The sequence below is a fragment of the Micromonospora cabrerizensis genome, assembly GCF_022230955.1.
In the GTDB taxonomy this organism is placed as follows: Bacteria; Actinomycetota; Actinomycetes; order Mycobacteriales; family Micromonosporaceae; genus Micromonospora; species Micromonospora cabrerizensis.
Genome location: NZ_JAKKFI010000069.1, coordinates 86417 through 109575, shown reverse-complemented (window position 1 = coordinate 109575; position 23159 = coordinate 86417). Strand labels below are relative to the sequence as shown.

The following is a 23159-nucleotide window of genomic DNA, read 5'->3' as shown; positions in this document are numbered from 1 at the left end:
GGTCGTCGTTCCGTTCACCCTCATCATGCCCGTCCCTGGCCGTCCAGGCGGACCCGTCGGGGCCCGCGCCGCTCCGACGGCGCGGGCCCCGGGGCTCTCATTGGTGCAGGTGGGTGTGCCAGTTGGCCGGCTCCGCCACCAGCGTCACCGCCGGGTAGAGCGCCCGAGTGCCGCCGGTGGGAAGCAGAGCGCTGTCGTCGATGCTGACGTTCGCCCCGTTCACGTCGTAAACGGTCAGCGACTCGTTGCCGTTCTCGCCACCGAACCGTGCCCGGTGCCCGTCCAGGGTGGTGTTCGGGTCGACGTACGCCTTGTCGGTCGGATCGGTGACGTTGCGGTAGCGGGAGACGCCGACGGTCAGCGTCCGGGCCCGCTGCCACTTGGGCTCGACGGTGGCCGGTTCCGAGGTCCAGGTCCACCCCGCGTACCAGGACCGGGGCTCGTCCAGCGACTCGTTCACGCCGAGCGTGATCATCCGCAGGTTCCCCGGAATGCCAGCCACGGTCGCCGGCATCGGGACGGGGTCGGTGCCGAAGCGCAGTGACCTGGCGACCTGCGTCGCCGTGCCCCGCACGTCCGACCCGGTCCCGACCACGCGGACCTGTGCCCATCCGTCCGGGGCGTACCGCCAGCGCAGGATCGCCTCCGGCTTCTCGGCGCCGGAATAGCTGGCGAAGACACTGGGCCCGCCGTTGAGTTCCGGGCCGGCAGCGGTGTCGCCGGCCACGGCTGGCTCAGCGCTGTCCCGCTGGGGTGCCGACGGCTGCACGCCCTTCGGGAGGAGCCAGACGGCCACGAACTGCCGCTGGTCGTCGCTGCGGCCGTTGGACGCGCCGAGGTAGACACCCGGGCCGGAGAGGAGCAGTCCGGCCTGGTACTGGAGATCTCGCAGTCCGTCCGGCAGCCAGCCGAACCGGACGTACACCCGCTGTGGGTCGACCGTGGTGAGCGCTACCGGCAGGCCCGTCTGGGCACCGGCGGGCGCCGTGCCGAACGGGACGGGGGCCGGCGGTCGGTCCCGGGTGAGCAGGTCGGGGACGACGAGGCCGCCGACGGTCAGCGCCGCCGCCAGCAGCGCGGCACCTGTTCCCCGGGCGAGGCGGCGTTGCCGCCGTGCGGTGGTCATCGCCCGGTGCAGGTCCAGCACGGCGGAGGGCCGCTCGGCCGATTCGACCTCGGTCAGCATCAGGTCGCCAATCTGGCGTTCGTCCAGCATCGTCGCTCCTCTCAGTTGCCGGTCAGGGTGGGGGTGAGCAGGGTGCGCAGGGTCGCCAGGCCCTTGGCGGTCTGGCTCTTGACGGTCCCCGTCGTGCAGCCCATGGCCCGGGCGGTCTCCTCGACGCTGAGATCCTGGAAGTACCGCAGGACCAGCGCCGCGCGTTGTCGCGGCGGCACCTGCCGCAGCGCGCCGACCAGGGTGATCCGGTCGGTCGGGTCGGTGGCGGCGGCCGCCACGTCGGGCAGGGCGGTGCCGAGCCGCACCCGGGCCCAGCGCAACCGTCGCTCGTCGATCAGCCGCCGCAGCAGCATGGTGCGCACCAACGCGTCGGGGTGGTCGGCCTGCCGGACCCGCGCCCAGTTGCGGTACAGCTCGGTGAGCACGCGTTGCAGGATGTCGTCGCCCCGGTCCCAGTCCCCGCACATCAGATAGGCGGTGCGTCGCCACTGGACCATTCGGGACCGGACGTACTCGGTGTATTCGTCGTCGGCCTCGGCTCGCCGTCCGCCGCTGGTCGTCACGAGGGTCGCGCCCCCTCCGTCTGCCGGCCTGCACCGGTTCGTCGTTGTCGTCCAGTAGTCGAGTGCGAGACCGGTGTCGGTTGTCCGCGAGCGACCCGGACGTGCGAAGCGGGCCGTAACCGCTATGTTGTGGGCGTGCAGGCGACGGTGGCGGGGCAGGTTCGACGGTGATCCATTTCCCCGCGCAGCGCCGGGGCCCGCTGAGCGCGCTGAGCCTACGGCTCGCCGCCGCCCTGGGCCTGGTCTTCGCCGTGGTCGCCGCCGTCTACCTGGGCCGCGACGGCTACCGCGACGTCAACGAGGACGGCCTCACCCTGCTCGACTGCTTCTACTACGCGGTCGTGTCGCTCTCGACCACCGGCTACGGGGACATCACCCCGGCCGCGCCGTCGGCCCGGCTGGTCAACGTCCTCTTCATCACCCCGGCCCGGGTGATCTTCCTTATCATCCTGGTTGGCACCACCCTGGAAGTTCTGACCGAGCAGTACCGGACCGGCCGTCGCCTGTCGCGGTGGAGGAGAGCCGTGAAGGACCACGTCATCATCTGCGGCTACGGCACCAAGGGGCGCAGCGCTGTCTCCGCCCTGATGGAGAACGGTCTGGACCGCTCGCGGATCGTGGTGGTGGAGCGCAGCGCCGCCGCCCTGCGGCAGGCCACCTCCGCCGGGTTGGTGGCGATCGAGGGCTCGGCGACCCGCTCGTCGGTGCTGAACGAGGCGCACGTCAAGAACGCCAAGGCCGTGATCATCGCGACCGACAGTGACGACGCCTCGGTGCTGGTCGCGCTGACGGTACGGCAGCTCACCGCCGGGCAGGTCCGGATCATCGCGGCGGCGCGGGAGGCGGAGAACGCTCCGCTGCTCAAGCAGAGCGGTGCGCACCACGTGATCGTCTCCTCGGCCACCGCGGGCCGGCTCCTCGGTCTGTCCACCTCGGCCCCGCCGCTGATCGACGTGGTGGAGGATCTGCTCACCCCCGGTCAGGGCATGGCGTTGGCCATGCGCTCAGCCGAGCGCAGCGAGGTGGGTCGCTCGCCACGCGAGCTGGAGTCACTGGTGATCGCCCTGGTACGGCGGGGCAAGGTCGTCACCCTGGCCGACCGGGCCGGTGCGGTGATCGAGACCGGCGACATGCTGGTGCACGTGCGCGACGACCGCCCCCAGTCGGCGACGACCGCCTGACCGTCCTGCCGGAGGCGACCGCCGGACCGTCCTGCCGCGCAGAGGCGGCGAACGGATGGCGCGATGGGACGGCGGCCGGGCTGAGGTGTCAGCAGGCGTCGTCGGCGGCGCAGATCGTCTCGGTGCAGCTGACCGGCGTCGTGGAGGCCCGCCGGAGCAGGTCGTAGAGCGTCTCCCGCTCGGTGGCATCCAGTGCGCCAAGCACCTCGTTCTCGGCGCTGGCGAGGGCGCATTCGGCCTCGCTGAGGCGTTTTGCCCCATCTTCGGTGAGTTCGACGACATGTCGGCGACGGTCCTCGGGTGAGCGCCGACGCTCGATCAGTTGCTTCGCTTCGAGGTCGTTGAGCAGCCCGACGATGTTGGTGCTGTCCATTTCCAGGATGGTGGCGAGGGCCTGTTGACCAGTGCCACCGCCGGCGCGCAGCACGGTGAGAGCGACCAGATGCCGGGGGCGTAGCCCCAGTGGTGCCAGCACCGACTCCGACCGCAGCCGCATCCGCCGGGCCAGATGGTCCAGCAGCGCGCCCGAGCGGTGCTCCGAGGTGTCGAGCGGCTGCGCGGACATGTGACCCAGTCTACCGACTTCACGGAACATCGGCCTGCTATAAATAGTTGGTGCCTCACGAACGATTCCTGAAGGAGGAATGATGCATCTTCTGCATATTGACTCGAGCATCCGCGGTGACTGGTCGGTCAGCCGGCGGCTCACCGCCCGCGCGGTCGACGCATGGCGTGCGGCCCACCCGGACGGCACCGTCGCCTACCGGGACCTGGGCGCCGAACCGCTGCCGCACCTGGACTCGGAGGGCGGCCTGGCCCGCATGACGCCGCCGGACCAGCACACGCCGGCCCAGCGCGAGTCCTGGGAGCTCAGCGAGCGGCTGGTCGATGAGGTGAAGCAGGCCAACGTAGTGCTGCTCGGCCTCCCGCTGTACAACTACGGCGCACCCAGCAGCGTCAAGGCCTGGGTCGACCACCTGATCGTCGCCGGCCTCACCTACGACCCGACGACGCAGGAGGGCCTGCTCACCGGCCGCGAGTTCGTGGTGCTGGCCACCCGGGGTGGCGGCTACGGCGAGGGCACCCCGCGTCACGGCTGGGACCACGCGGAGCAGTGGCTCCCGCACGGCCTGTCGATGACCGGCCTGGAGCCGCGCTTCATCAGCACCGAGCTGACCCTCGCGCCCTCGGTGCCGGCGATGGCCGAGCTGATCCCGCTGCACGAGGCGAGCCTCGCGGCGACCGAGAAGGAGATCGACAACCTCTGGCTGCCGGCTTCCGCCCAGCGCTGAGGCAGCGCCGGAACGACGAGAGCGGCCGCCCCCGGAACCGGGGACGGCCGCTCTCGTCAGGTCGGACGGATCAGATGATCGTCCAGGTGTCGCCGCTGCCCAGCAGGCCGGCGAGCTGCTGCTCGGGGGTCTCGGTGACCGTCGCCTTGGCGGCCGCGAGCTGACTCTGCACCACGCTGTCGTAGGACGGCCGGTCCACCGAGCGGAACACCCCGATCGGGGTGTTGCGCAGGTCGAGGCCGGGCAGCCGGGACAGCGCGAAGGCGTACGCCGGGTCGGCCACCGTCGCGTCGTGCACGACGATCTCCTCCGGGCGGACCGAGCTGGTCTCCCGGACCTCCAGGCCGAAGCCGCCCGGCGGGTGCACCACGCAGAACTGCCCGTCGGCCCCGAAGGTGATCGGCTGCCCGTGCTCCAGGCGGATCAGGTAGTCGTCCCGCGTGGACGGGTCCTTGAGCTGCTCGAACGCCCCATCGTTGAAGATGTTGCAGTTCTGGTAGATCTCCACGAATGCCGAGCCCTCGTGCTCGGCCGCGGCCCGCAGCACCGACTGGAGGTGCTTCCGGTCGGAGTCGATGGTCCGGCCGACGAAGCTGGCCTCCGCGCCGAGCGCGAGCGAGAGCGGGTTGAACGGGGCGTCCGCCGAGCCGGCCGGGGTCGACTTGGTGACCTTGCCGACCTCGGAGGTGGGCGAGTACTGACCCTTGGTCAGACCGTAGATCCGGTTGTTGAACAGCAGGATCTTGAGGTTGACGTTGCGCCGCAACGCGTGGATCAGGTGGTTGCCACCGATGGAGAGCGCGTCACCGTCGCCGGTGACCACCCAGACCGACAGGTCCGGCCGCGACACCGACAGGCCGGTCGCGATCGCCGGGGCGCGGCCGTGGATCGAGTGCATCCCGTACGTGTTCATGTAGTACGGGAAGCGCGACGAGCAGCCGATCCCGGAGACGAAGACGGTGCGCTCCCGCGGAATGTTCAGCTCCGGCATGAACTGCTGGATGGCCGCCAGGATCGCGTAGTCACCGCAACCGGGGCACCAGCGCACCTCCTGGTCGGACTTGAAGTCCTTCGCGGTGAGCTTGAGGGCGATGGGCTCAGACATTCTTCAGAACCTCTTCCAGCGTCGTCTCCAGCTCGGCGGCCGTGAACGGCAGGCCGCGGACCTGGTTGTAGCTGATCGCGTCGACCAGGTAGCGGGCCCGGATGACGTGGGCGAGCTGACCCAGGTTCATCTCCGGGATGACCACCTTGTCGTACGAGCGCAGCACCTCACCGAGGTTGGCCGGCATCGGGGCGAGGTGCCGCAGGTGTGCCTGGGCGATGGACAGCCCACGCTGGCGCACCCCGCGGCAGGCCGCGCCGATCGGCCCGTACGTCGAGCCCCAGCCGAGGACCAGCACCCGGGCGTCGCCGTCCGGGTCCTCCACCTCGATGTCCGGCACCGGAATCGTCTCGATCCGGGCCGCCCGGGTCCGCACCATGAAGTCGTGGTTGGCCGGGTCGTAGGAGATGTCGCCGGTCTTGTCCGCCTTTTCCAGGCCGCCGATCCGGTGCTCCAGCCCGGCGGTGCCGGGGATCGCCCACGGGCGGGCCAGGGTCTCCGGGTCGCGCAGGTAGGGCAGGAAGGTGGTGCCGTCGTCACCGTTGGGCTTGGTGGCGAACTCGACCCGCAGGTCGGGCAGCGACTCCACGTCGGGCAGCAGCCACGGCTCCGAACCGTTGGCGACGTAGTTGTCGGACAGCAGGATCACCGGCGTGCGGTAGGTCAGCGCGATCCGGGCCGCCTCCAGCGCCGCGAAGAAGCAGTCCGACGGTGACCGGGGCGCGATCACCGCGACGGGAGCCTCGCCGTGCCGGCCGTACAGCGCCATGTTGAGGTCGGCCTGCTCGGTCTTGGTCGGCATTCCGGTCGAAGGGCCGGCGCGCTGCACGTCCACGATCACCAGCGGCAGCTCCAGCGCCACCGCGAGCGAGATCGTCTCGCTCTTGAGCGCCACACCGGGGCCACTGGTGGTGGTCACGCCGAGCGAGCCGCCGTACGACGCGCCCAGCGCTGCGCCGACCGCGGCGATCTCGTCCTCGGCCTGCACGGTGAGAACGCCGAAGCGCTTGTGCTTGCTCAGCTCGTGCAGGATGTCGGAGGCGGGCGTGATCGGGTACGCGCCGAGGAAGACCGGCAGCCCGGACCGGACCCCGGCGGCGACCAGCCCCAGCGAGAGCGCCGCGTTGCCGGTGATGTTGCGGTAGGTGCCCGGCTTCATCTTCGCTGGCTTGACCTCGTAGCGGACCGCGAAGTCCTCGGTCGTCTCGCCGAAGTTCCAGCCGGCCTTGAAGGCGGCGACGTTCGCCGCGACCAGCTCCGGACGGGCCGCGAACTTGCGCTCCAGGAAGCGCAGCGTCGACTCGAAGGGCCGGGAGTACATCCAGGAGAGCAGGCCGAGGGCGAACATGTTCTTCGACCGCTCGGCGTCCTTCTTGGACACCTGGTGAGCGGCGAGCGCACCGACCGTCATCGAGGTCAGCGCCACCGGGTGCACGACGTAGCCGGCCAGCGAGTCGTCGTCCAGGGGGCTGGCCTGGTAGCCGACCTTGGCGAGGTTGCGCTTGGTGAACTCGTCGGTGTTGACGATGATGTCCGCGCCGCGCGGCAGGTCGGCCAGGTTGGCCTTGAGGGCCGCCGGGTTCATCGCCACCAGCACGTTGGGCGCGTCGCCCGGAGTGAGGATGTCGTAGTCGGCGAAGTGCACCTGGAAGCTCGACACACCGGGCAGGGTGCCGGCGGGAGCCCGGATCTCGGCGGGGAAGTTTGGCAGCGTGGAGATGTCGTTGCCGAGCTGCGCCGTCTCCGAGGTGAACCGGTCGCCGGTCAGCTGCATGCCGTCGCCGGAGTCACCGGCGAATCGGATGACCACCCGGTCGAGTTGACGGATCTGCTTGGTCACTGTGCCACCTTCGTTCGCGACTGCGGGGCTCGCAAAACCTCGCCTTGCCCGCCCACGGAACCTCCTTGACGCAACGTGTCACCGCACCGCCCCAGGCTGGTCCGGCCGCTGTCGTACCTCACTTGAGAGCCTACGTCTAAGGGAGCCCTAACCATCCCCGGAGGTCCGCCGACTGGGACCCCTACTACCCGACGATTGCCCCGGTTTGCGGTCTTACGCCGCGCCCGCCGTAATTCAGATCACCACCGGATCACTTCGGCGACCCCGGCCGGCTGCGGCCGGGGTCGCCGAGCGATCAGTCGACCGGGTTGGGCGCGGGACCGGGCGCCGGGCCGTTGAGCCGGCGGCGCAGCGAGGTCGTGGCCAGGGTGAGGGCGAGCACCACCAGCAGCGCGGAGACCACGATCAGGATGATCGCGGTGCCCTGGACCGAGCTCATTCCGCCCTCGTCGTCGGCGGCACCCCCCGGGAGTACGCCCTGGGAGCCGGTCGGCGCGGGCGGTGAGACCACCGGCGTGGCCAGCGCGGCCGCCGCGGTGATCCGGAAGCTCATCTGGACCTGCTTTGTCGCGCCGCTACGCGGATCGAGTTGACCGATCACGGCCCCGGACAGCGGCGCCTCCCGCTGGGCCTCCGGCGTCGCCTCCACCGGCAGCCGCAACTCGGCGGTCTTGCCCGCCGCCAGCAGGCCCGCGTCGCAGCGGGTGCGGGTCGGGTCGACCGCCACGCAGCCGGGCGGTGGAGTCGGAACGGTCACCCCCGGCGGCAGCACGACCTCGACCCGGCCGGTGGCGTCCACCGCGCCGGTGTTGCCCAGCCGGAGCGCGAGGGTGCTGGCAGCGCCGCTGATGTCGAAGGCCACCTCGTCGGCGGCGAGATCGATCCCGGGCACCGGCGGGCCGGGCGGGAAGAGCACCGCGAAGCCCTGGTCGTCGGTCGCCTCCCCCGGCACTCCCGGCGCGTCCGCCACGACCTGGACGGAGCCGGCGAGCGGCATCTGCTTCCACGCGGCGCCGTCGACCCGCAGGCGGAGCAGGGCGCTGAACCGCACGCCCGCCTCGGCTGTCCAGGCCCCGCAGCGGTACGTCCCGTCACCGGCGGCGGTGCAGCCCTTCGTTCCGACGTCGGTCAGCCCGGCCGGCAGCCGGTACGAGAGCCGGATCCGCTGTGCGGTCGTGCCGGTGTTGTGGACGGTGACCTGCAACGTGGTGGCCGTGCTGGCGGTGTTCCAGTAGGCCTCGGGGAGGGTGACGTCCTGGGTGGTGACCTGGACGCCCAACGGGTTCGGCGGCGCCGCCGAACCTGGGGGAGGCGGGCGGACCGGCGGGACCGGGGGCGGCGGCGCGACCGGGGGCACGGCCGTCGGTGGTCCGCCCGGCGCGGGCGCGCCGGTGGTCGGTGCCGGCGGCACCTCCGGGGCGGTGGTCACCGGTGGCGGTGGCGTCGTCTCCGGCGCGGGCGCGGTGGTCTCCGGTGCCGGGTCGGTCGGCAGCGGGTCCGTCGGTTCCTCGGTCGGGGTGGGATCCTGCGTCTCGGTGGCCTCCGGTTCGCTGACCGGGTCGGTCACCGCCACGACCGGCCCCGGCCCCGGCTCCGCCGCGTTGGCCCAGGCCGGTCCCACGGCGAGCGCCGCGAGCAGACCGAGCGCGAGCGCGGCCGCCAGCGAGGGCGCGGAACGCCGCACCTCCGCCCGGAGACCGGGCGGTGCCTTCACGCGGGCCATCTGTCCTCCGGTGCGGTGGGTGGGGGTCCAGTATTCGGTAACAGTTGCCCCGGTGCACTAGTCCCGTCTGGAAACAAATCCGTAACGTGTTTGGGACGACACTTCCGGGCGGACGGTAGGCTCCCGAACTGTGACCGGATACCTGGGCTCGTACGCGACGCTCGGGCTCTTGCTGCTCGCCAGCGTCCTGTTCTTCGTTACGGCGTTCTCGGCCAACAGGGTGTTACGTCCCGCGCGTCCGGCCGACCCGCCCGGCAAGCGGGCCAGCTACGAGTGCGGGCTCGACCCGGTCGGTGCGGACTGGGCGCAGATGCAGATCCGCTACTACGTCTACGCGTACCTGTACGTGCTGTTCGCGGTCGAGGCGGTGTTCCTCTTCCCCTGGGCGGTGGTCTTCGACCGGCCGGGCTTCGGCCTGGTGACGGTGGTGGAGATGGCGGTGTTCGTGGCGGTGCTCGCCCTCGGCATCCTCTATGCCTGGCGCAGGAACATCCTCCGCTGGACCTGAGCGCCGCGACCTCCGGCGATCGTGCCGGCCTGCCCGACCGTTCGCGGTCGGTTACGGCGACGACCGGTCAGGCCAGGCCCCGGCGGGTCGCCGCCGGCGGGCGGTCACCCCGGATCGAGGCCACCATGTCCAGCACGCGGCGGGTCGGGCCGACCTGGTGGGCCCGGAATACCTGGGCGCCCAGCCAGGCCGACACCGCCGTCGCGGCCAGCGTCCCCTCCAACCGTTCGGCCACCGGCAGGTCCAGCGTCTCGCCGACGAAGTCCTTGTTGGAGAGCGCCACCAACACCGGCCAGCCGGTCGAGGTCAGCTCGCCCAGCCGGCGGGTGATCTCCAGGGAGTGCCGGGTGTTCTTGCCGAAGTCGTGGGCCGGGTCGATGAGGATGCCGTCGGGGCGTACCCCTGCGGCCACCGCGCGCTCGGCGAGCCCGGTCACCGTCGCGACCACGTCGGCGACCACGTCGTCGAAGGCGGCCCGATGCGGTCTGGTCCGGGGGACCAGGCCGCCGGCGTGTGAGCAGACCAGACCCGCGCCGGTCTGCGCGGCCACCCGGGCCAGCGCCGGGTCGGCACCCGACCAGGTGTCGTTGAGCAGGTCGGCGCCGGCCGCCACGGCCTCCGTCGCCACCTCGGCGCGCCAGGTGTCGATGGAGATGACCACCTCCGGGAACGCGGCCCGGACGGCGGCGATGGTGTCCACCGTGCGCCGGATCTCCTCGGCGGCGCCCACGTCCGCGCCGGGGCCGGCCTTCACCCCGCCGATGTCGATGATGGCCGCGCCCTCGACCACCGCCCGCTCCACCGCGCGCAGGGCGCTGTCGGCGGCGAAGGTGGCCCCCCGGTCGAAGAACGAGTCCGGCGTGCGGTTGACGATCGCCATCACCACCAGCTCGCCGGGGGCGAACGTGCGCCCACCCAGCCGAAGCGCCCCGGCCATGCCGCCTCCTGAGAGTCCGCGCCGTCGCCGCCGCGTCGGCCGGTCCCGACGCTAGTCGGTCGACGGAGCAGAACCGTGGGCGGGAGTCCGTACCGATCATGATCGGGACGGGTGGCGGGGTCGCTCCTGGCCGGCTGCCATGCCACGATCAGTACATGGGTCAGCTTCTGCTCCTCCTGATCGTGGCATTGACTGTCGCGGCGGTGATATTCGGCGTTACGGTGCTGGTCAGCGGCCGTGATCCCGGCCTGGTGGCCACCGAACCGGATTCCCAGGCCGTGGCGTTGCCGGGCACCCGCCCGCTGCGCGAATCCGACGTGGCGGCGGTCCGTTTCGACACCGGGTTGCGCGGGTACCGGATGGCCCAGGTCGATCAGGCGATGCGCCGCGCCGCCTACGACATCGGCTACAAGTCCGAGCTGATCGGCGTACTCGAGGCGGAGGTCACCGCGTTGCGTGAAGGCCGCACCGACGACGCGGAGGCGCTGCGCCAGGCCCGTGAGCAGTCCGCCAGCAAGGTGACGACCGCAGACACGGCCGAACCTGCCGAGCACGTGTCATCGACCGACGTCGTGGGTCCCGGCGGGGGTCCGCTGCCCGCCGCCACGTCCTCCCCGGCGGATTCCGACGGCGTGGCGCCGGCTGACGGCGAGCCCGCCGATCGTGAGCAGACCGACGGCGATCGTGAGCAGACCGACGGCGCGTCCCCCGACGGCGCCGGGCAGCGCGACGCGGTGGCCCGGTCGGAGTCCGCGTGACCGAGCCGGGAAGTGCTGACGACCTTCGGGAGGCAGCCCAACCCGGTGCCGGTGAGGTGACCGCCACGGTGATCGTCGACGCCCCGGCGGAGCAGGTCTTCGCCGCGCTGCTCGCCTGGGAGCGCCAGTCCGACTGGATCCCGTTCACCCGCGTCCGGGTGGTCGAGGGTGACGGCCGCGAGGGTAGCCGGATCGAGGCGGTGACCGCGCTCGGCCGGGCCACGCTGCGCGACGAGATGCGCGTGGTCCGGGTCGACGAACCGTACGAGATCGGCGTGGTGCACCACGGTCAGTTGCTGCGCGGCCCGGGCGTGCTGCGCTGCACCCAGTTGGGCCGGGCCCGCACCCAGGTCGTCTGGCACGAGTGGTTCCACCTGCCGGGCGGCCGGGCCGGCCGACTGGCCTGGCCGCTGCTCTGGCCCGGCTCCAAGCTCGGCCTCACCCAGGCGCTGAAGAGGTTCGCCCGTCTGGTCGAGCAGGGCCGGCTGCCCTGACCGCGCCCGGTGCCGGCTGCCAGCCCGGCGCGCGGAAGAGGTGCCCGATCCGATGCCGCCAGGTCGCCGCGGCGCGGAGGTCGCGGGCGATCGAGGCGTACTCGTGGAAGGCCACCCGGACCGGGTTGTAGCTGCCGACGTTCGTGGTGAGGCCGTACACGCAGCGCTCCCGCTCGGCGGCGAACGAGCCGAAGAGCCGGTCCCAGACGATCAGGATGCCGCCGAAGTTGCGGTCCAGGTAGCCGCCCTGGGAGGCGTGGTGCACCCGGTGGTGCGACGGGGTGTTGAACACCGCCTCGTACCAGCGAGGCATACGGTCGATGCGTTCGGTGTGGATCCAGAACTGGTAGAGCAGGTTGACCGAGCCGCAGAACGCGACCACCGCCGGGTGTACGCCGACGAGGATCAGCGGGATGTAGAAGACCCAACTGGTCAGCCCGGTCCACGGTTGGCGCAGCGCGGTGGAGAGGTTGAACCGCTGCGACGAGTGGTGCACCACGTGCGAGGCCCAGAGGATCCGGATCACGTGGTGGCCACGGTGGGACCAGTAGTAGAAGAAGTCCTGCGCGAGCAGGATCAGCGGCCAGGTCCACCAGACCTCGGCCACCCGCAGCGGGGTCAGCGCGTAGAGCAGCGCGTACGCGGCGGCGATCGGCACCTTCCAGAGCAGGTCGGTGAAGATGCTGCCCAGGCCCATCGCCAGGCTGGTGGCGGTGTCGGCACCGCCGTAGCCGACCTCGTCGTCGTCGCGGTGCAGCAGGTAGGAGACCCGTTCCAGCACGATGAGGAGCACGAAGGCGGGGATCGACCAGGCGATGACGTCCGGGAATTCCTTCATCGCGCGGCCTCCGCTCGCCGTCGCCGGTCGGGGCGCACCGCTGGGTGACCCCGCCCTACCGGCCGGTAACAAGCACCATAGGCAGCCGAGCGGCCGGTGGCAATGGGGTGTCGGTGCGATGCCCTAGCGTGTACGAGGTGACAGACCTGGTGATCGGCCCCGACGGGCTGGCGCGCTGCGCATGGGGGTCGAGCACCCCCGACTACGCCGTCTACCACGACACCGAGTGGGGGCGTCCGCTGCGCGGCGACGACGCGCTCTACGAGCGGATGACGCTCGAGGCGTTCCAGTCCGGCTTGTCCTGGTTGACCATCCTGCGCAAACGCCCGGCGTTCCGGCTGGCCTTCGACGAGTTCCACATCCCGACCGTCGCCGGATACGGCGACGCCGACGTGATCCGGTTGCTGGCCGACGCGGGCATCGTCCGTAACCGGGCCAAGATCGAGGCGGCGATCGCCAACGCCCGCGCCGCACTGGAGCTGCCGGAGGGGTTGTCCGAGCTGCTCTGGTCCTTCGCGCCGGAACGCCGGCCGGCCCGCCCCGCCTCGTTCGCCGAGCTGGCGCCGATCACCGCAGAGTCCACGGCGATGGCCAAGGCGCTCAAGAAGCGCGGCTTCCGGTTCGTGGGCCCGACCACGGCGTACGCGCTGATGCAGGCCACCGGCATGGTCGACGATCACATCGTCGGCTGTCACGTCACCCTCTGATCGGCGACATGATGGGATGGCAGGCATGACGACCGAGACCGCGCACCGGCCCGGTGGACCCGGCCGTGCCGACGGGGTGGGCACCTGGGCCGTGCTTCTGCCAGCCGAACGATACGAAGCCGAGCGGCTCGTGCACCACGACACGCTGGAGCTGACCGGTCTGACAGACGTCTCCCGGCCAGGGCCGGGAGACCAGGTGGCCGTGCTGGTCGACGCGCCGGCCCGGCTGGTTGCCCTCGGCCGGGTCGCCGCGACGGGTCAACGCCACCGGGAAGACCCGGACGACCCGCAGTCCGACGTCGAGCCGGGGACGCTCGTCGTGGCGTACACCCGCAGAGCCTTCGACGAGCCGGTGCCGGCCGACCTGCTGACGCTCGACGGGCCGGTCACCGCACTGGAGCCGGCGGCCTTCCGGGCGCTGGCCGACCAGCTCGGCCCGCCCCCGGCGCGGCGCACCTGGCTGGTCAGCCTCGACCTGCCGATCGAGGCCGGCACACCGGCCGAGGCGGTCCGGCTGTTCTGGTCCTACGTGCAGGAGTTGGGCCCCCGCGAGCTGCCCGCCTTCGTGTCGCCGGCCGGCGACGAGCTGGCCATGCAGGCGTTCGTGCTGGGCGCCGAGGCCAACCAGGACCCGGAAGAGGACGACTAGAACAGCTTGTCCAGGCGGCCCCGCCAGTCGGCGAGGACCGGGCCCGGGTCGGTGTCCAGCACCCGCTCCAGCAGCGTGGCGTAGACGTCCCGGAAGTCGGTGGTGAACTTCAGGTCGCCGTCGTCGAGGTCGGTGAGGCTCGGCGCCGCCCCGTGCCAACCGCCGCGGACGCCCGCGCCGAGCAGCAGCACGTCCGAGGCGGTGCCGTGGTCGGTGCCGTCCGAGGCGTTCGCCCGTACGCGCCGGCCGAACTCGGAGTAGACCGCCACCACCACCTTCCGACCCGCCTCGGTGCGACTCATCCGGTCGGCGAACCCGGTCAACGCCCGGTCCACCTGACCCAGCAGGACGGCCTGCAACTGCTTCTCGTCCGCGTGCGTGTCGAAGCCACCGAGCGACACCGAGAACGCCCGGGTGGACACTCCCGCCTCGACGCACTGCGCGACCAGGTCCAGCTGCGCGTCCAGCGGGGTGCGTGCGCCGCCGGTCGCCGTCGCGGGTGCCTGCTCGCCGTCCGGGTCCGGCGTGTCCGGGTCGGCGGCGTCGCGTACCTGGCGGATCATCTCGTCCACCGACCGCAGGTCGGCGAAGCAGGCGGCGGCCCGGGCCCGCGAGGCGGATTCACCCGGCTCGGCCGCTTCGAAGGCCTTCAACGTCTCCGCCGACAGCCCTTTGGCGGCCTTGCGGTCGCTCACCGGCACGGCGGCGCCGGCACTGGTCGCCCCGGCCAGCAGCGGGGGCAGCGCCGGCTCGAAGGAGACCGCCAGCCGGGGGTCGCCGCCGGCGGAGTCCAGCCAACGGCCCAGCCAACCGGTGTTGCCCGGCCGGTCCGGCTGTGCGGTGTGCCAGATGTCCATCGACCGGAAGTGGCTGCGGTCCGGCTTCGGGTAGCCGACCCCGCGCACGATCGCCAGCCCACCGCCGGACCAGCGCTGGTGCAGGCCGGCCAGCGCCGGGTTGAGGCCGAAGTCGTCGTCCAACCGCAGCACCTCCCCGTCCGGGTACGCCAGCTCGGGGCGGGCCGCCCGGTAGGCCGGGTCGCCGTACGGGATGACCGTGTTGAGCCCGTCGTTGCCGCCGTAGAGGGTCACCAGCACGAGGGTGCGGGCCTGCGGGTCGCGGTCCCCGCTGGTGTCCAACAGGTCCCGCAGGCTGTACGCGCCGGCTCCGGCGGCCAGCGCTCCCGCGCCGACCACCCCGCTGGTCAGCAGGAACCTGCGTCGGGTCAGGGTGTCCATGTCGACTCCTCCGCTCAGCTGACGGTGTATTCGGGGCTGACCAGACCGGCGGCCAGCAACTTGCGGGGCTCGCCGGCCAGCGGCGTGAGGGCGGCACGGGTGCGCGCGCTCCAGCCGTCGACCACCAGCAGCCGGGCCAGCGCGTCGGGTCGGCCGGCGGTGGGCGCGGCGGTCAGCCGGGCCAGCACCGCTGGGGCCGTGGCGGCGGCGAGCATCCCGGCTGTGCGCAGCCGGGCCTGCAACGACGACGTGGTCAGCCAGGCCGCCCCGGCCGGCCAGCCGCCCACGCTGGGCGGTCGCAGCGGCACCTGATCCAGCGCGTTCAGACCGGCCAGCAGTTGTTTACGTTGCTGCTCGGGCAGGGCGGAGGGCCGGACGCCGAGCTGTCGCAGCGCGCCGACCAGCCACTCCACCGGCTGCTTGACCAGCGTGCCCCGGGACTGGGCGAAGGCCGGCGAGGAGAAGAGCGTGCGCAGGGTCGCGACGGTGTCCGCGCCGGCCAGGCCGTCCGGTGCCGGGACCTCGGTGCCGGCGTAGCGGAACCAGAGCCGCCCGGCCACGAAGGTCGCCGCCGCGGGTTGGGCGGCCAGCAGTGCGGCGTACGCCTCGGCGTCGAACCGGCCGCTCTGCCCGAGGATGGTCTTCTCGCCGGGGTCGTGCCTCTTGGCCTCGAAACGGGCGACACCGGTACGCCGGTCGACCACCCAGCCCGTCAGGGCACGCGCGCCGGCCTTCACGTCCGCCTCGGTGTAGTTGCCGATGCCGAGGGTGAACAGCTCCATCAGCTCGCGGGCCAGGTTCTCGTTCGGTGCCTTGCGGGTGTTCTTCTGCCCGTCCAGCCAGACGATCAGGGCGGGATCGCGCACCATCGCCGCGACCAGCGGGCCCAGCGGCCCCCGCCCGTGGCGGCGCAGCGTCTCCAACTGGGCCAGCATCGTCCGCGCGGACTTGACCTTCTGGGCGCTGGTCGCCCAGTGCCCGTGCCAGAAGAAGAGCAGTTTCTCGGTCAGCCCGTCCTCGGCGGCCACCATCCGGTCCAGCCACCACCCGGTGACCTGCTGGAGCTGCTCCCGGCGCTCCGCGTTGGCCTGCTGACGCTGCTCCCGGGTGGATTCGCCGGTGAGCCGGGCGTACGGGTCCGCGGCCAGCGCCGGCACCGGCGTGGCCGCCGCACCACGGTCGGCCCGACCCGGGGCGAGCAGCCGGTCCACCGTCGCCGCCGGCCCGGCCCGCTCGGCCGCGTCCACCTCGTCGGCGGTCGGCCCGAAGGTGGCCCGGCGCAGCAGGTGCGCCACCGCTTCACGATCGCTCATACCGGCCGACGCTAGGTGGTGAGTGTTCGAGGACGGTAAGGGCGGCGTGCGAATCGCGTTCAGCGTCCCTCGAAGACCGGTTTCTGCTTGCCGACGAAGGCGAACGTGGCCGCCCGGTGGTCCGCGGTGGCACCGCAGATCGACTGGGCCTGCGCCTCGGCCGCGAGGGCGTCGGCGAGGGTGCCGGCGTCGGCGATGGAGAGTTGCCGCTTGATCGCCCCGTACGCGACGGTGGGACCGGCGGCGAGGCGGGCGGCCAACTCCTGTGCTGCCGGCAGCACCTGCTCGTCGTCGTCGGTGAGGCGGTTGAGCAGCCCCAGCCGGCAGGCCTCCTCGGCGCGGACCGGCTCGGCCAGCAGCAGCAGCTCCACCGCCTTGGCGTGGCCGACCAGTCGGGGCAGCGTCCAGGAGGCGCCGGTGTCGGCGGCGAGGCCGACCTTGGCGAAGGCCATCAGGAAACTGGTCGTCGGGCCGCCGATGCGGATGTCGGCGAGAAACGCCAGCGACGCGCCGGCCCCGGCGGCCATTCCCCGGACCGCGGCGATCACCGGCTTGGGCAGGTTGGCCAGCCGGGCGGCGATCGGGTTGTAGTGCGCCCGCACGGTGCCCAGCGGGTCACTGGCGGAGTTCTCCAGGGTCGACACGTGCTCGCGCAGGTCCTGCCCGGCGCTGAACGACCCGCCAGCCCCGGCCAGCACGACCGCCCGGCAGGAACGGTCGGTCTCCAGCTCCGCCAGGGCGTCCCGCAGCGCCTCCTTGAGCGCCACGTCGAGCGCGTTCATCGCGTTCGGCCGGTTCAGCGTGAGGGTGACGACGGCGTCGGTCCGGTCGACCAGCAGCGGCTCGGTCACGTGTCTAACGACCCTTCTGTCGGACGAGGCGGTTGCCGGCGTCGAGGCACTGTTCGACGTACCGGTCGGCGGCCGGACGCAGACGTGCCGCGTGCCGGTCGAAGAAACTGGCCGCGGCGGTGCCGGGCCAGCGCTCGGGCAGCAGCGCCGGGGGCAGCTGCGGGTCCTGGAAGAGGAACGTACGCCACGCGTGCACGAGCCGGAACCGGGTGGCGTACGCCTCCTCGTCGGTGCTGCGCACGGTGACCGCCGCGAGCAGCGGGCGCTGGTCCGCGACGAACCGCTCGTAGGCGTGGCCGATCTCGGTGAGGTTCCACGCCCGCCGGACCACGCCCATCGCGCCCGGGGTGCCGGCGAAGTGCGAGGCGGTGAACCGCTCGAACCGGATGCCCGCCTCGGCGAGGAGCAGGTCCACGTCCTCGGCGGGGCGGGTGGCCACCCAGGTCTGCTCGTCGAGCGTGCCGTAGCCGAGGAAGCTCAGGTTGGAGGCGAGACGCTGCCGGTCCCGTCGGGAGCCGGGGGCCTCCAGCACCAGCAGATCGAACCGGCCGTCCCAGGTGACCCGGCCGGTCCGGTAGATCCGGGCCGCTGCCTCGTCGAGTCGTCGGGCTGCTTTCGGTGTGATCGAATATCCCGGTCCGGAGACCAACCGGAGTGGCTCCAGCCAGCCCTGGCGCACCATCCGAGACACTGCGGTGCGAACGGCTGGCGGTGCGATTCCCAGCGGCGCCAGCAGCTTGACCAGGGCAGCAACCGGTGCACGGCCACCCCTCGGACGGAGATGGTCGCCGTACAGGTCGAAGAGTGCCGACCGTGCCTGCATGACCGCACATTGTGACAGGCCTTCTCAAGATAAGCTAGATGCTGTTACATCAATGCTGCTCCGGTTTGGGTCCGGCGGTGTTCATCAGGGAAAATCGTTGGTCGACACCCCCGTGACCGTTGCGGGTGGTCGTGACGAAGTGGCTGTGGGGCAACCCACCGACCCTGGTGTAGGTCTGAGGGGAGACAACATGGCGGCGATGAAGCCGCGGACGGGCGACGGTCCGCTGGAAGTCACCAAGGAGGGGCGGGGCATCGTCATGCGGGTCCCGCTGGAGGGCGGTGGCCGGCTCGTCGTCGAGATGACTCCCGACGAGGCCAACGCGCTCGGTGACGCGTTGAAGGCAGCGGCCGGCTGAGTAAGGAGTGGTCCGGGCGGCTCACGCCGCCCGGAGCGTTCTTTCGACCCTGAGCCACCGGTATCACCGGTGGCTCAGGGTCTTCATCAGCGCGGGCAGGCGGGCTCGGTTCCGCTCCGCGACACTTTTCTGGAGGTACGGTCCCGCGTGCTCGCCATCCGTCTGATCGCCGAGCCCGACCGGCTCGACGTGCTCGTCCTGCCTGTCCGCGCCGCCGATCCGGCAGCGGGTAACGACACCACGGCCGAGCCCGTGTCGACCGCCGTGGCGCCCCCGGACGGCACTGCCGACGAGGCCGCCGCGCTGGTTCCGGCGGCCCGACTGAACGGACGGGCTGGCGAGATCCACACCCAGCTCCGCCCCGGGCGCACTCCCGGCAGGCTGCTGCTGCTCGGCATCGGTGGCGGCGACGAGGCGGCCTGGCGGACGGCCGGCGCGGCCCTGGCCCGCTCCTCCGCGGATGAGATGCATATCACCATCGCGCTACCGGCCGACGTGGCTCCGGCCGCCGTCCGAGGGCTCACCGAGGGGCTGCTGCTCGCCCCGTACCGGTTCAGGATGACCGAGGCCGGCACCACACCCGCTCTCAGCAGCGTCGATCTGCTCCTCGCCGACCCGGGCTCGTTCGAGACCATCGTCAGCACGGCCCGGACCACCGCGGCGATGACCCACCTCGCCCGCGACCTGACCAACACCCCCAGCTCGCTGAAGAACCCGCAGTGGTTCGCCGAGCAGGTGGCCACCGCCGCAGCCGACCTGCCCGACCTGCGGCTGCGGGTCCGTGGCCCGGACGACCTGGCCGCCGAGGGCTTCGGCGGCATCCTCGCCGTCGGCGGCGGCTCGGCCAGCGGGCCCCGACTCGTCGAACTGGACTGGCACCCCGCCGACGCACGTACGCACGTGGTGCTGATCGGCAAGGGCATCACCTTCGACACCGGCGGCATCTCGATCAAGCCGGTGCCGGCAATGAAGCTGATGCGCAAGGACATGGCCGGCGCGGCTGCGGTCGTCGCCGCCACCCTGGGCGCCGCCACGCTGCGGCTGCCGGTCCGGGTCACCACGCTGGCCCCGCTCGCCGAGAACATGGTCAGCGGCTCGGCGTTCCGCCCCGGCGACGTCGTCCGGCACTACGGCGGCACGACCAGCGAGACGACCAACTCCGACGCCGAGGGCCGACTGGTCCTCGCCGACGCGCTCGCGTACGCGGTGCAGCAGCTCAAGCCGGACCTGCTGCTCGACCTGGCCACCCTCACCGGGGCCAACGCCGTCGCCCTGGGCAAGCGCACCGCCGCCCTGTACAGCGAGAACGACCAACTGGCCGCCGACGTACGGGAAGCGGCCGAAGCGGCCGGCGAGTCGGTGTGGCGGATGCCGCTGCACGGCGACTACGTCGAATACCTGGGCAGCGAGATCGCCGACCTCTACAGCGCGCCGGCGCAGGGTGCCGGCTCCGTGCTGGCCGCCCTCTACCTGCGTGAGTTCACCGGCGACCTACGGGACCGCTGGCTGCACCTGGACATGTCGGCCCCGTCCTGGGCCGACGGCGACCAGGCCGAGGTCAGCCGTGGTGCCACCGGCTGGGGCGTGCGCTGGTTGCTGCGCTGGCTCGCCAGCGTCGACTGACCGGCTCAGCACTTCACCGCGGCGAGCACCCCGTGCCCGACCGGAAGCAGGGCGGGTATCCAGTGCTCCGACTCCCGGACCGCCTTGATCGTCTCGCGGACGGTCACCGTCTCCGCGTCCCGGGCGGCCGGGTCACCGATCCGGCCGCCAGCCAGCACACCGTTGAGCGCGAGCACGCCCCCCGGGCGCAACAGCCGCAGCGCCGCCTCCACGCAGGCATGGAAGCCGGTCGCCTCCGCGTCCACGAAGACCAGGTCGTACGCGCCGTCGGCGAGCCGGGGCAGCACGTCCAGCGCGCGGCCGGTGATGATCCGCGTACGGCCGGCGGCGAAGCCCGCCTCGGCGAAGATCCGTCGGGCGATCCGCTGGTGCTCCACCTCCACGTCGATGGTGGTGAGCACACCGTCGGCGCGCATCCCGCGGAGCAGCCAGACGCCGCTCACCCCGGTGCCGGTGCCGATCTCCACCACGGCGCGGGCGTTGCCGGCAGCGGCCAGCAGCCGCAGCGCCGCTCCCGCGCCGGGGGTGACCGCGTCGAGGCCCACCTCCCGGGCCAGGCTGCGGGCGGTGCGCAGAACGAGATCCTCGGTGACGTACGACTCGGCGAACTGCTGAGCCTGTGCCGTCGAACTGCCGGAACCGGCGACCGTGGCGATGGGGCACCTCCGGGGGCGGTGCGTGGTGCGGGGGCGGGTTGGCACTGTGAGCGTAGAGGCGACCGTCGTGAGGCGCTGCCGCGCCTCCGCCTGTTGCGATCGCCGGGGCAAGCGGTGACTCCACCGCGGGCATCCGTGCAATCCTGGAGGCGGTATCCCGTCAGCCGCGACCGAACCGGCCCGTGGCCGGGCGACGCGGCGCGGGATCCGGGGACGGACTGGGAGGCACCGACGTGACCGACGGCTGGGACTGGCGCCGGGGCGGTGAGACCCCGGCGCAACCGCCCGGGGCAGGGACCCCTCCGGCGGGATCGCCGACCACGCCGGGGGCTGGCAACGTGCCCGTCGTGCCGTCAGGTGGCGGGCCGGCACCAGGGCACCCGCCGGCGACACCCGGGGCCGGTGTGCCGACCGTCGGGCCGTCGCCGGGTTGGCCCGGATCTGGCGCGCCCGGTACGGCCGGGGTGTCGCCGGGTTGGCCCGGATCTGGCGCGCCCGGGACGGCCGGGGTGTCGCCGGGTTGGCCCGGATCTGGCGCGCCCGGTACGGCCGGGGTGTCGCCGGGTTGGCCCGGATCTGTTGCCCCCGGTTCGGCCGGGGTGTCATCGAGCTGGCCCGGATCTGGCGCGTCCGGCTCGGCCGCGGCGTCGCCCTGGTGGTCGGACGCCCTTGCCGACCCTTGGCGGGACCCGGCTGCGCCGGCCGCGGTGGTGGTGCCCGGCGTGGTGGCGGCCGGCACCGAACCCGAGGCGGTCACCAACCCGGACGCGCCGGGCCGACCGACGCTGCGTCACCTGTTGCTCATCCCCGTACTCACCGCTCTGCTGGCCGGCACCCTCGGCGGCGCGCTCGGCTATGCGTTCGCGGTGCGCGGCGGGGCCGGTGGGGCGGTGCTCGGCGGTGCGCCAGCGGAGGTCCCGGCGCTGGCCCAGCGCAAGCCGGAGTCCCTTGCCGGTGTCGCCGAACGGGTCCTGCCCAGCGTGGTCACCGTGCGGGTGAGCAGCCTGGGCGGCACCAGCGAGGGCTCCGGCTTCATCGCCACCGCCGACGGGCACGTGATCACCAACGACCATGTGGTGGCCGGCGGCACCGGCAAGGCCTCGGTGGTCTTCAACGACGGCAGCACCGCGCCGGCGACCATCGTCGGTCAGGACCCGGAGTCGGACATCGCCGTGATCAAGGTGAGTCGTCCCGGCCTGCGGGCCGTGGAGTTCGGGGACTCCGACGCGCTGGCCGTCGGCGACCCGGTGCTCGCCATGGGCTCGCCGCTGTCGCTGGCCAACACGGTCACCGCCGGCATCGTGAGTGCCCTGGACCGGACGATGCAGGCCGGTGAGCCGGGTGGGCCGGTGCGCTACTACGCGGCGATCCAGACTGACGCCGCGGTCAACCACGGCAACTCGGGCGGGCCGTTGGTCGACGGCGCCGGGCGGGTGGTCGGGGTCAACTCCACCATCAAGTCACTGGTCGCTGAAGGGCAGGAGGCGGGCAACATCGGCCTCGCCTTCGCCATCCCGATCAACCAGGCCAAGCGGGTGACCCAGGACATCATCGGCACCGGCAAGGCCCGGCGTACCGTGATCGGCGCCCGCGTGGACGGCCCGACCGGAGTTCTCGGGGGTGGCCTGCGGCTGGCGGAGGTGGAGCCGTCCGGCCCCGCGGACAGTGCCGGGCTGAAGGTCGGCGACGTGATCCTCAAGATCAACGGCCGGCCGATGACCGAGCCGACAGACCTGACCGCGCTGGTACGCAAGTACGCGCCGGGCTCGGTGGTGACCATCGAGTTCCGGCGGGGCTCCGCCCGGCAGAACACCTCGGTAACTCTCGCCGCGGACGCGAAGTGAACACCGGCTCACCCCTTGCCCGAACGCCTTCCGGCGTGCGTAGTCTTGCTGCTGACGCCGAGAGGAGGCCAGCGGGATGCTCGACAACCTGAACTGGTGGGAAATCGGAGCGCTGCTGCTCCTGGCGCTGCTGATCTTCGGTGACCGGCTGCCCGCAGTCATCACCGACGGCCTGCGGCTGGTGCGCAACCTGCGCAACATGGCCCGCAACGCCACCGGCGACCTGAGTCGCGAGCTGGGCACCGACATCCAGCTGGAAGACCTGCACCCGAAGGCGTTCATCCGGAAGCACCTCCTGAGCGAGGAGGACGAGGCGGCGATCCGTAAGCCGTTGCAGGGCGTCTACGACAACCTGCGCGCGGACGTCAGCAGCGTGCACGACGACCTGAAGGACGTGGCCAGCTCCGCGGACCTGCGGTCGGACGGCCCTCGGTCCGGCACAGCCACCAGCAGCCCCTCGGCGCCGGCCCCCCGCGTCAGCTACGACGACGCCACCTGACCGACCCGCGCTCGGTCCGCTAGGTCCGCTCGGCCTCGGTTGGCCTGGCCTTGGTCGGCTCGTTTCGCCCGGCCCGCGCCCGGCCCGGTCTGTGCCCGGCCCGGTCTGTGCCCGCCCGGCCTGCTCAGGCCCGGCTCGGCGCTCTCCGGTTCGTCGCTCGCGCCGCCTGCCGCTGCCTGTGC

24 protein-coding genes are annotated in these 23159 nt (G+C 72.4%); 11 read left to right on the top strand and 13 right to left on the bottom strand.

Annotated elements, in window-relative coordinates:
• Positions 1–97: 97 nt before the first annotated feature.
• Both LADH09A_RS17935 and LADH09A_RS17930 read right to left on the bottom strand, forming a co-directional pair.
• Positions 98–1216: a hypothetical protein gene (locus tag LADH09A_RS17935; RefSeq protein ID WP_238646553.1), complete on the bottom strand. Its 1119-nt coding sequence runs from the start codon at positions 1214–1216 to the stop codon at positions 98–100.
• 11 nt (positions 1217–1227) lie between these two features.
• Complete coding sequence (locus tag LADH09A_RS17930; protein WP_238646551.1) at positions 1228–1740, bottom strand: SigE family RNA polymerase sigma factor; 513 nt, start codon at positions 1738–1740, stop codon at positions 1228–1230.
• Between the two features lie 167 nt (positions 1741–1907).
• Here LADH09A_RS17930 and LADH09A_RS17925 point away from each other — a divergent pair, with 167 nt between their 5' ends.
• Complete coding sequence (locus LADH09A_RS17925; protein WP_238646549.1) at positions 1908–2921, top strand: potassium channel family protein; 1014 nt, start codon at positions 1908–1910, stop codon at positions 2919–2921.
• A gap of 88 nt (positions 2922–3009) precedes the next feature.
• On the opposite strand, the gene LADH09A_RS17920 is transcribed toward LADH09A_RS17925, so the two are convergent.
• Complete coding sequence (locus LADH09A_RS17920; protein WP_238646546.1) at positions 3010–3486, bottom strand: MarR family winged helix-turn-helix transcriptional regulator; 477 nt, start codon at positions 3484–3486, stop codon at positions 3010–3012.
• Between the two features lie 82 nt (positions 3487–3568).
• Between LADH09A_RS17920 and LADH09A_RS17915 the strand changes: the two genes are divergently transcribed.
• Positions 3569–4213: an FMN-dependent NADH-azoreductase gene (locus LADH09A_RS17915; protein ID WP_238646544.1), complete on the top strand. Its 645-nt coding sequence runs from the start codon at positions 3569–3571 to the stop codon at positions 4211–4213.
• A 70-nt stretch (positions 4214–4283) separates the two neighbouring features.
• Here LADH09A_RS17915 and LADH09A_RS17910 read toward each other — a convergent pair whose 3' ends face one another.
• From LADH09A_RS17910 to LADH09A_RS17900, 3 genes are all read right to left on the bottom strand, one after another.
• Positions 4284–5318: a 2-oxoacid:ferredoxin oxidoreductase subunit beta gene (locus tag LADH09A_RS17910; protein WP_238646542.1), complete on the bottom strand. Its 1035-nt coding sequence runs from the start codon at positions 5316–5318 to the stop codon at positions 4284–4286.
• Positions 5311–7158, bottom strand: coding sequence for a 2-oxoacid:acceptor oxidoreductase subunit alpha (locus tag LADH09A_RS17905; RefSeq protein ID WP_238646540.1), 1848 nt, complete (start codon positions 7156–7158; stop codon positions 5311–5313). Before LADH09A_RS17905 ends, LADH09A_RS17910 begins: the two co-directional genes overlap by 8 nt.
• A gap of 295 nt (positions 7159–7453) precedes the next feature.
• Positions 7454–8881 carry a hypothetical protein gene (locus LADH09A_RS17900; protein WP_238646538.1) on the bottom strand — a complete coding sequence of 476 codons (1428 nt, stop codon included), beginning with the start codon at positions 8879–8881 and terminating at the stop codon, positions 7454–7456.
• Positions 8882–9011: 130 nt separating this feature from the next.
• On the opposite strand from LADH09A_RS17900, the gene ndhC reads away from it, so the two are divergent.
• Positions 9012–9389 carry an NADH-quinone oxidoreductase subunit A gene (ndhC, locus tag LADH09A_RS17895; RefSeq protein WP_088986508.1) on the top strand — a complete coding sequence of 126 codons (378 nt, stop codon included), beginning with the start codon at positions 9012–9014 and terminating at the stop codon, positions 9387–9389.
• 67 nt (positions 9390–9456) lie between these two features.
• Here ndhC and folP read toward each other — a convergent pair whose 3' ends face one another.
• Entirely contained in the window at positions 9457–10326 is an 870-nt protein-coding gene (gene folP, locus LADH09A_RS17890; RefSeq protein WP_238646536.1) for a dihydropteroate synthase, read from the bottom strand.
• A 155-nt stretch (positions 10327–10481) separates the two neighbouring features.
• Here folP and LADH09A_RS17885 point away from each other — a divergent pair, with 155 nt between their 5' ends.
• Together LADH09A_RS17885 and LADH09A_RS17880 are read left to right on the top strand one after the other, a co-directional pair.
• Positions 10482–11084, top strand: coding sequence for a DivIVA domain-containing protein (locus tag LADH09A_RS17885; RefSeq protein ID WP_238646534.1), 603 nt, complete (start codon positions 10482–10484; stop codon positions 11082–11084).
• Positions 11081–11578: an SRPBCC family protein gene (locus LADH09A_RS17880; RefSeq protein WP_238646532.1), complete on the top strand. Its 498-nt coding sequence runs from the start codon at positions 11081–11083 to the stop codon at positions 11576–11578. Before LADH09A_RS17885 ends, LADH09A_RS17880 begins: the two co-directional genes overlap by 4 nt.
• On the opposite strand, the gene LADH09A_RS17875 is transcribed toward LADH09A_RS17880, so the two are convergent.
• On the bottom strand, positions 11523–12416 hold the full coding sequence (locus LADH09A_RS17875; RefSeq protein WP_238646530.1) for a sterol desaturase family protein: 894 nt from the start codon (positions 12414–12416) through the stop codon (positions 11523–11525). The two genes, LADH09A_RS17880 and LADH09A_RS17875, sit on opposite strands and share 56 nt — an antisense overlap.
• 137 nt (positions 12417–12553) lie before the next feature.
• On the opposite strand from LADH09A_RS17875, the gene LADH09A_RS17870 reads away from it, so the two are divergent.
• Both LADH09A_RS17870 and LADH09A_RS17865 read left to right on the top strand, forming a co-directional pair.
• Complete coding sequence (locus tag LADH09A_RS17870) at positions 12554–13123, top strand: DNA-3-methyladenine glycosylase I (protein WP_308194606.1); 570 nt, start codon at positions 12554–12556, stop codon at positions 13121–13123.
• Between the two features lie 25 nt (positions 13124–13148).
• The gene (locus LADH09A_RS17865; RefSeq protein ID WP_238646528.1) at positions 13149–13772 is read left to right on the top strand and encodes a hypothetical protein; all 624 of its coding nucleotides are present in this window, start codon (positions 13149–13151) and stop codon (positions 13770–13772) included.
• Here the strand turns inward: LADH09A_RS17865 and LADH09A_RS17860 are convergent.
• From LADH09A_RS17860 to LADH09A_RS17845, 4 genes are read right to left on the bottom strand one after another with little or no spacing between them, the layout of a single operon-like run.
• Positions 13769–15010, bottom strand: coding sequence for a DUF1501 domain-containing protein (locus tag LADH09A_RS17860; protein WP_238646526.1), 1242 nt, complete (start codon positions 15008–15010; stop codon positions 13769–13771). The genes LADH09A_RS17865 and LADH09A_RS17860 overlap by 4 nt on opposite strands.
• Before the next feature lie 14 nt (positions 15011–15024).
• Positions 15025–16323 (bottom strand): DUF1800 domain-containing protein, encoded by a 1299-nt coding sequence (locus LADH09A_RS17855; RefSeq protein WP_238646524.1) that lies wholly within the window; start codon positions 16321–16323, stop codon positions 15025–15027.
• A gap of 59 nt (positions 16324–16382) precedes the next feature.
• A complete protein-coding gene (locus LADH09A_RS17850; protein ID WP_238646522.1) occupies positions 16383–17174 on the bottom strand; it encodes an enoyl-CoA hydratase-related protein in 792 nt (263 codons plus the stop codon).
• 4 nt (positions 17175–17178) lie between these two features.
• Positions 17179–17997, bottom strand: a complete 819-nt coding sequence (locus LADH09A_RS17845) for a PaaX family transcriptional regulator (RefSeq protein WP_238646520.1) — start codon at positions 17995–17997, stop codon at positions 17179–17181.
• Positions 17998–18187: 190 nt separating this feature from the next.
• Here LADH09A_RS17845 and LADH09A_RS17840 point away from each other — a divergent pair, with 190 nt between their 5' ends.
• Entirely contained in the window at positions 18188–18355 is a 168-nt protein-coding gene (locus LADH09A_RS17840; RefSeq protein ID WP_007455245.1) for a DUF3117 domain-containing protein, read from the top strand.
• Between the two features lie 147 nt (positions 18356–18502).
• Positions 18503–19978: a leucyl aminopeptidase family protein gene (locus LADH09A_RS17835; RefSeq protein ID WP_238646518.1), complete on the top strand. Its 1476-nt coding sequence runs from the start codon at positions 18503–18505 to the stop codon at positions 19976–19978.
• A gap of 5 nt (positions 19979–19983) precedes the next feature.
• Here LADH09A_RS17835 and LADH09A_RS17830 read toward each other — a convergent pair whose 3' ends face one another.
• Positions 19984–20553 (bottom strand): O-methyltransferase, encoded by a 570-nt coding sequence (locus LADH09A_RS17830; RefSeq protein WP_088952177.1) that lies wholly within the window; start codon positions 20551–20553, stop codon positions 19984–19986.
• Between the two features lie 590 nt (positions 20554–21143).
• Here LADH09A_RS17830 and LADH09A_RS17825 point away from each other — a divergent pair.
• Together LADH09A_RS17825 and LADH09A_RS17820 are read left to right on the top strand one after the other, a co-directional pair.
• Entirely contained in the window at positions 21144–22478 is a 1335-nt protein-coding gene (locus LADH09A_RS17825) for a S1C family serine protease (protein ID WP_372492303.1), read from the top strand.
• 76 nt (positions 22479–22554) lie between these two features.
• Complete coding sequence (locus tag LADH09A_RS17820) at positions 22555–22977, top strand: twin-arginine translocase TatA/TatE family subunit (protein WP_238646514.1); 423 nt, start codon at positions 22555–22557, stop codon at positions 22975–22977.
• The last annotated feature ends 182 nt before the right edge of the window (positions 22978–23159 follow it).